The organism is Catenulispora pinisilvae (assembly GCF_015356865.1).
GTDB classification, from domain to species: domain Bacteria; phylum Actinomycetota; class Actinomycetes; order Streptomycetales; family Catenulisporaceae; genus Catenulispora; species Catenulispora pinisilvae.
The window spans coordinates 1-7464 of record NZ_JAAFZA010000369.1; the positions used below are offsets into that span (position 1 = coordinate 1).

Below are 7464 nucleotides of genomic sequence, written 5' to 3' on the forward strand. Positions count from 1 at the left end.
ACTCGCGGCCTGGGCCACCGCCGTCAACGCCGACCAGCGCCAAGTCCACTGGCACTTCACCACCGACGACGCCCGCACCCGACTCCGCCACCTATATCCCAAACATTAGAAGCGACAAGCTACTAGCCTGGAACCCGCCGTACTTCTGTAGTGGGCGTGCAGCTGAAGGAGGTCCGGATCATGGACGTAGGTGTGCTGGCCGGTGTGGTCGGTGCTGCCGCGGCGGTGATTGCCGTACCGGTCGCCTGGTATTACGGGCACCGCACAACTAGGCCCAGCAGGACGCGAGTCCAGGTGCGCGTGACGAACATGATGCCGACCTATGACCTGCCGAACGGCGAGCGGAGGGTCGGCGAGCGCTTCGTCGCAGTCGAGGCTGCAAATACCGGCGACCGCGTGGTGACGATCACTGGATGGGGTGTGAAGCTACCTGGGGATCGCCGAATGGTCGTTACGCGCCCGCCGGACTGGGCCACGCCGGTGCCGCACCGCCTTGAGCCGGGTTCCGACGCCACCAGGTTCCTGGTTCCTGCGGACGAGCTGTACCGCCTGCGCGAGCAGGGCATCCCGTTCAGGCGCATGAGGGCTTACGTCATGCTGGCCGACGGAGTCGAAGTAGAGGCGGACCGCGGCGTCCCACTGGCGTAGCGCTGCGAACCCTCTCCTCGGTGGTGCCCGTTCTGCACACTCTGCTGATTCACGGAATCCGGGACTCCGTGAGCTCCGGAGACCGTGAATTCTGGCGGCCGCGGTACTCGCTGAATTTGGGGGTCCGCTGCGCCTACGCGGACCGCTTTTCGGGTGCAGACTAGATTACAGAGCCGGAACGGTAAGGCCCTTGTAACCAATCTCCCCTGTAGGAGGTGTGTGGCCTTTTACGGTCCTGTGGAAGAGCAAGCTGGTGCAGTCACGGACGATGCCCTCGACGGGGTGGTGGGACGTGCCTGATGTCGCGCACGCCGTACCTGTCGTCGAAGACATCGACTGGGACGCGGTCGTCCCGTTGTGCGGGCGGCGTCCGGTCCCGGCGCACGCGGATCCGGATCGCGACTTCGCGAACGTACCGTTGATCAAGCGGTGCCCGAGGTGTGAGGAGTTGGCCGGGCGGTTGTGAGCGGCCCCGGCCCGGCGGTCACGCCGCCGGGCCGGGGCGCTGAGAACCAAGGCGACGTGGCGGCGGTCAGCCATTCCGGCACCCGATGCGTGCTTCGGCCAGAACCTGGACCGAGGAATCACAGGTGGTGCATAGAGTTTCGCGATGCGTCACAGAGTTCGATGACGGAGTGATACCGTCCCTTCCGAGCGCTCCCGTGCTTTGAGGGTGCCCGCAGGCTCATGCCGGAACCCGTCCGGAGAGCCAGCCGCCGTACCGCTCTGTGCCACACCAATGGCCCGGCGGAAAAGGCCATGCGGGGTCTGACACACAGTGGGAGGTCATCGCGACGTATGCCGCCACCGGGCGGATTGCGTTCACGCTGATGGCACCGGATGGAAGGACATTACGGGCCCACTCCCGGCAACCGATGCGGTTCCCGGTCGAAGTGCGGTCCGGCGTCCTGTTAGCCCGTGGCTTTTGGCCCTGGGCGCCGGTGCCGCCTGATCCCAAAGGATTGGGCAACAACTATGAGCACCGTCCCTGACGACGACAACGACGATCTGCTGTACCCGACTCCCTCCACCGCCGAGTGGCAGGCCAGATTCGTCGACGCCGTACTGGCGACTCCCGGCGTAAACGTCCCCCGCGGCGCACTGGAGGCGATCGCCCCGTTCGTCGTCAATCCCAAGACGCTGATCGCGCGGTCCTCCACGTCGGACCAGCCCCAGCTGCGCCCGTCGGCGTACCGCCCGGTGTCCACTGACGCCGGCAAGATGATCGTCGCTGTCGTGCCGATGGCCGGATGGGCTGGCGTGCCGTGGGAGCGCAACGAGCGTCAGAGCACGGCGTGGTCCTCGGCAGCCGACCCCGGGGCGCAGGATGCCCAGTGGCTGCTGCCTCCGCTGAGCCCTTGGACATCGGAGGCCGGCGATGCCGGGGCCGCGCTGCGCGTCACCGTCCCGACGTTCCAGCGGATGGTGGAGATCCTCGACCGGGCCGGCAACGAGCTGGAGCTCCGCGAGGGTAGGCGCGGCTACGACCTGGTCGAGGACCTGGCCCTCAACGGTCAGATCGAGCCGTGTCTGCACGTCGCGCAGCAGTACTGCCTGCAGGAGCCGAACGCAGTGGGGGACCAGCGCACCGAGTACTGGGCCTGGCCTGCGGTGCGCGGCAACAACCGCACCCGGGCGCGCCACCAACTGCTGGAGATCAGCCCGGCCGAGGTGCTCGTCGGCATCTCTTCGTCGAAGATCGGCCGGGGCGGCTCGGACATCTACACCAATCCGACCTTTTGGCTGCGGGAGCTGTCCAAGCTGTGGAACCGCCGGCTGCAAGCGGCGATCGAGAGCGAGGACTTCGACGCTCCTGCCTATCGCGCCCGGCGCGTCGCCGTCGTCGAGACCCACCTGGTCATCGGCTCCCCTACGCCGGAGCGGCTGTACCACGTCGTGCAGACCAGCAACCGCCGTGACCACGCCCACCCGCCGCTGGACTTCACGCCGAACGACAGGGCCCGATCGCTGGGACGCACGATCCTAAGCGCATACGTCGCCCGCGGCATCCTGGACCCGGCGACGGCCGACGTGCTCACCGGCGACCGGCCGGTCACCGAGCTGCCCGGAGTAGCTGCCGATGCCACGGTCTCGGTACTGCGTGACGCTCGCTCGATGCGGCTGCTGCAGGAGCTGTTCCCGACCGACGCGAGCGAGCAGGACAAGGCGCGGCGGCGCATCCTGCGCACCGTCTTGAGCGAGCCGCCCCCCTCCCAGCTCACCCGCAACAATGTGAATCAGCGGCTGCGGGCCTGGTCGGCCCTGACCTCGGTCAGCTACCCGGAGCCGTGGAACCCGCGCGTCGCCGACATTCTGCCGGTCAACTCGGCCAGGAGCGGGATCGAACTGTCCGGCCGGAGCCTGGGCGACCTGCTGGAGTCTGCCCCTGAGGACGCTGCGGCCTTCGACGAACTCCTCTACTACCGGGCGCCGCACTGGCTGGCCGCTTTCGACATCGTCGACGCCGACCGGGGCTCCATGGGCGCGCAGAACATCCGGCGCGACAGCCAGGACGCCGACGACGAGGTGGTCTACAAGCGGCTGCGCCGTAGCGTCGACAACGCCATCCGGGCCATGCGCGCCGACCCGGTCCGCGCTGTCGGCCTGCTGCGGGAGATCGCCGCGGCGATGGACGAGGGACGCGCCCCGCGCCGCATCGACGATGACGGAGAGCCCGAGGAGTACGAGGACGAGGCTGGCACGTATGGCCGGGCCGACCAGCCGTGGTTCGACTTCACCTTCCCGAAGGTCGCGGCCGCCCGTGGACCGATCGCGCTGCCGGCCATGGCCAACGCGCCGCTGCCGGAGACCGACAGCCAGGCGGTCGAGCGGCTGCTGCGAGAACTGAACCAGGTGATAGAGAGTCTGCAGGAGGGGGTCAAGCTCGTCCCCGAGCTCGCCGCCGAGGCCCGCGTCCATGCCCGCGCCGCCGGCATCGCCTGCCCGTTGCCCGACGCCGAGGCCGATCGTCTGGTCGCCACACTCGCCCGGATCACCGCGGACATGCGCGAGCTGCCAGAGGTGATCATCGCGCTCAGCCGCAACGAGCGCTGACGTTCACTGAATGCCGGACTCCGGGACTCCCGGGGTCCGACATTCGACGTGTCAGGCCACCTCGGAGAACCAGGCCGCTATAGCCTAGGACGGGTGGTCATCCAGGGTCTTGTTGCGGTGGTCGTAGACCTGGGTGGTAACGGGGAAGGCGTGGTGCGTCAGAGAGGGCGTGCTCAAGGACTGCAGAATCCTGCCCATTCGTCGTCGAAGCCTGGACACCAGCTGTAGTAGCTGGTGTCCAGGTTGCTGCTCGGCGTGGGTCGGCCTCGCGACGGATCCCAGCCTCCCCAGTGCCGGGTATTGCAGGTGTTACACAGCGGCGCACGGACGTAGCCGTGGTGGTGGCAGTGGTCCCAAACCCTTGCCTGCCTGCTCAGGCAGCCGGCACACATGAACTGAGCCGCTTTGGGCCAGTCGGCCCGGCCCTTGCGGTCGACGCAGTACTGCCGGTCCTCCAGCTGCCCCTCGTAGATCTCGGCGCCGCCGCCGGGCGCGTCCAAGGCCTGGTACAGGACGATGCTGCGGGTGATCTCGCCGAGCTCGGCTACGACAACGTCGCCGACTTGCTCGAACCAGTTGACCGAGTCCTGGCCGTGGTGGGCGCCCATGCAGGAACAGTCGCAGTCCATTCCCGTCGCTTCCAGACACGCCTTGGTGCACCGCGACAGCCTGGACATGTCGCGCCACACTGCGACGTACCCGAACCGGTCGACGGCCGCGGTCACGAACTTGGTCAGGCAGCTGCGGGGCAGCTCCCATCTGTCACCGACCAGCCGGGGAGACCGGATCCGTACGGCGTTCTTCACCCATGCCCGGTTTCCCCGCATCGCCGGGACCTTCGCTATGACCTGGCCATCGACCGGCAGCCAGATCATGGCTACCGGTGGGGTTCCCGGAGCCTGGACCACCTTGCCGTCGATGATCTGGACCTTAGGTATGCCGCCTGGTGAGTCAGAACCCTGCATCTCTCTACCATGACACGCAAGCCGGACAAACACACTGCGACAGGACCTCGCCTCAAAGCCCGATGCAGATGTCGATGCGTCCCAGTGCGCTGAGCATCAGGCGCTGCCAGCGCGCCCTTGTCGATGAGTACATCTGTCTGTGCATCGGTGTAGCCCGATCCACCATCGTATTTGATCTTGTACGTGTCGCCGTACCCCATGCCGTTGGTGTCGGTGTGACCAGGTGTGAAGCAGATGATCATCACGGGCGCTTGCGTCGTGCGGTAGGGCAAGCTGGCCAGTTGGCTCTGCGGCACCGAACGCGGGTCAGCACTGGGCCATACCGTGACGTTGTCGAAGTTCTCGATCTTCCCCTTCAGCCCGTCGTCCTGGCCGAATGTCGAGGAACAACCCTGCCAAGACCTCAATAAATACGACATATACCAAGAATCCGGCGATCTTCCACCTCATTGAGTCCCCTGTGCGACGAAACCGTCTGTGTATATCAGTGTTCACAATAAGGTCGTAGACGTGGGGCGTCCAGGTCGGCGGGGGTATTTGGCGGCCGTACGCCCGGCTATCCGTACGGTCGCCTTCGGCCCCTATCTCCTTCCGGCCGCTGTGCCGTCCCACTTCCCGTACTCCTTGATCACGCCCGGGTCATCGACACCCAGCTGCTCGGCCAGGTACTCGACCACCTCGACCGGGGCCCTTCGACGCCAGCGCCTCCGCTCCGCCGGCCCGCCAGGCGCGCTTCCACTCATTCACCGACTTGCGCGTCACGCTCAGCTCGCGGGCGATCTCGCCAACGTCGTCTCCACGCTCGAACCGCTCAGCCGCGGCGAACCGCAGCGCCTCCCGCGCAGCCCTGGCCTTCATAGTCAGGCCGCCTCTGTCCGGATACCTCATAGTTCGAACATGCAACGGCCGCGCCCTCACCGTCACCATGGCGAACCTGGCGAAACGCCAGCCCTTCATCCTCAGTAGTTGTATTGGCCCGCGGGGTTGTTGACGCGGCTGATCGGGGGTTGGCTTCCGAGTGCGTTGTGGCATCGCTGGAGTTGTACGCGCGGAGGAAGTCGGCCAGGGCTTCGGTGCGGTCGGCGTTCGATCGCGGCTGGACGGCGGCGCTGGCCAACGATGCGCTCGGTAGCATGCGACCTGACCAGGGTCGCTTCCAGCGCTGCCCACGGCCTCATCGAGTTGGCCGCTTTCATCATCGTCTGCCTGCTTCTGGCCGGAGACACTGGCACGCCTCAGTAGAGCAAATGCGTCTTCGCCAGTGCCGAGGTGTGGCTAGGGTTGACGTCATGGCGGACTCAACTCAGGAGCCACAAATCCGACAGCTGCGGCTGGTGCACGATTTCGCCGGCTGGCTCGACGATGCCCCGGTGCCCGAGGCCGAGTTCTATCTGCGAGCGCTGGTGGTCCTGGACGCAAATGTCCTGTTGGATCTCTACCGCGTAAGTCCAGCTGCCCGCGACCAGGTGTTGAAGGCGCTGAACGTGGTTGGCGACAGGCTTTGGGTGCCGCACCAAGCTGCTGTCGAGTTCATTCGGAACCGCAAGCAGGCCGTCATCGATCGTCAGGCGGCGTTCAAGCGGGTCCGTGAGAAGCTTCGGGATGCGGCAGCGAATGCGGTGTCAGTACTGGAAGCGGCGCTTCAGGACTTTGAGAAGCTCCGGCTTCGCAATGCCGGAATCGGAGTATGGGATGTCGCCGCTGAAGGGCTGGATCGGGACAGTCTCCAGCAGCGCCTGGACGGGGTGATGGACTCCGCGATCGCCGAGCTGGACAGGCTACGTGGTGAGCACGACCTGAATCCCTCTGACATGCAGTCAATCGATGCGGTGCTTGAGCAGGTCGACACAGTTCTGGCCAGCCGCATCGGTTCGGCGTACAGCTCGTCGCAGATCCGTAGTTTGGTCGACGAGGCTGTCAGTTTTCGATTCCCTAACCAGATCCCGCCCGGGTACGAGGACGGCGGCAAGACGACGCCTCTGCGCGCGGCCGGCGACTTCATCCTGTGGCGGCAGACCATCGACAGGGCGAACAGGATATCGGGTGCCGATCGGCTTGTCCTGCTCATCACGCAAGAGGAAAAGCCGGACTGGTGGGAGTTCGACAAGAAGGGCAACAGAACTGGGCGACCACGTCCCGAGCTCGTCCAGGAGATGCGCGACGCAGCCGAGGCACACCTTCGGCTGACCTCACTCACCGACTTCTTGAAGGCTGCGGGCACCTACCTCACCGTCAGTGTGACCGAGCAGGTCATCGAGCAGTTGCGGCGTGTCAGGTCCAGAGAGGCCGACCTTCTGGCGGAGCTGCGCAAGCGCGCGCGAAACGCTCCCGTCGACCTCCTGGAACTCAGCTACTTCGAGTTCGAGACTCTGGTCACCGCCCTCGTCCGGGCGATCGGCTATCCGTTCTTCGTCTCTATCCTGTCCGACGATCAAAGCGTCGATGCTGTCGTGGACGGAGACGGAGCATTCGGCCACGGTACGTTCGTGGTCGAAGCAAAGCTCTACAGAGGGCTAGTAGATCTGTCGACTATCCATGCCATATATGGCGTGATGACGGCCAACAACATTGCTGGCGGCATCGTCATCACCACTGGCCGGTTCGGTCGTCACGCCGTGGATTTTGTGGAGGGTAAGGGCATCCATCTCGTTGGCGGCGATGAACTATTAACCTCGCGCGTTCACCAAGAACATCGAAGGCTGACCCCCGAAACGAGGAAGTGCTCCGCCACCTGGGATGATCTTGATTGCGAAGTCGAGATCGTCCAGAGAACCGGAGCACTTGCCAGGTGAAGACT

General features: G+C 65.6%; 6 protein-coding genes and 1 pseudogene. 4 read left to right on the forward strand and 3 right to left on the reverse strand.

The annotated features are described in order from the left end of the window. The first annotated feature begins 156 nt into the window (after positions 1-156). The 3 genes from IZR01_RS46790 (at position 157) to IZR01_RS46800 (ending at position 3702) form a co-directional block, all read left to right on the forward strand. On the forward strand, positions 157-648 hold the full coding sequence (locus IZR01_RS46790; RefSeq protein ID WP_194927605.1) for a hypothetical protein: 492 nt from the start codon (positions 157-159) through the stop codon (positions 646-648). A 217-nt stretch (positions 649-865) separates the two neighbouring features. Continuing rightward, positions 866-1114, forward strand: a complete 249-nt coding sequence (locus tag IZR01_RS46795) for a hypothetical protein (protein ID WP_194927606.1) — start codon at positions 866-868, stop codon at positions 1112-1114. 509 nt (positions 1115-1623) lie between these two features. Then, complete coding sequence (locus tag IZR01_RS46800) at positions 1624-3702, forward strand: hypothetical protein (protein WP_194927607.1); 2079 nt, start codon at positions 1624-1626, stop codon at positions 3700-3702. A 173-nt stretch (positions 3703-3875) separates the two neighbouring features. Here the strand turns inward: IZR01_RS46800 and IZR01_RS46805 are convergent, their stop codons facing one another. The 3 genes and pseudogenes from IZR01_RS46805 to IZR01_RS46815 form a co-directional block, all read right to left on the reverse strand. Beyond that, positions 3876-4667 (reverse strand): endonuclease domain-containing protein, encoded by a 792-nt coding sequence (locus tag IZR01_RS46805; protein ID WP_194927608.1) that lies wholly within the window; start codon positions 4665-4667, stop codon positions 3876-3878. 639 nt (positions 4668-5306) lie between these two features. After that, entirely contained in the window at positions 5307-5624 is a 318-nt protein-coding gene (locus tag IZR01_RS54610; protein WP_369125523.1) for a helix-turn-helix domain-containing protein, read from the reverse strand. A 2-nt stretch (positions 5625-5626) separates the two neighbouring features. Next, positions 5627-5775 (reverse strand): annotated as a pseudogene (locus tag IZR01_RS46815) (IS481 family transposase); the annotation flags it as partial. Positions 5776-5956: 181 nt separating this feature from the next. Between IZR01_RS46815 and IZR01_RS46820 the strand changes: the two are divergent. Continuing rightward, positions 5957-7459 (forward strand): PIN-like domain-containing protein, encoded by a 1503-nt coding sequence (locus tag IZR01_RS46820; RefSeq protein ID WP_194927610.1) that lies wholly within the window; start codon positions 5957-5959, stop codon positions 7457-7459. The last annotated feature ends 5 nt before the right edge of the window (positions 7460-7464 follow it).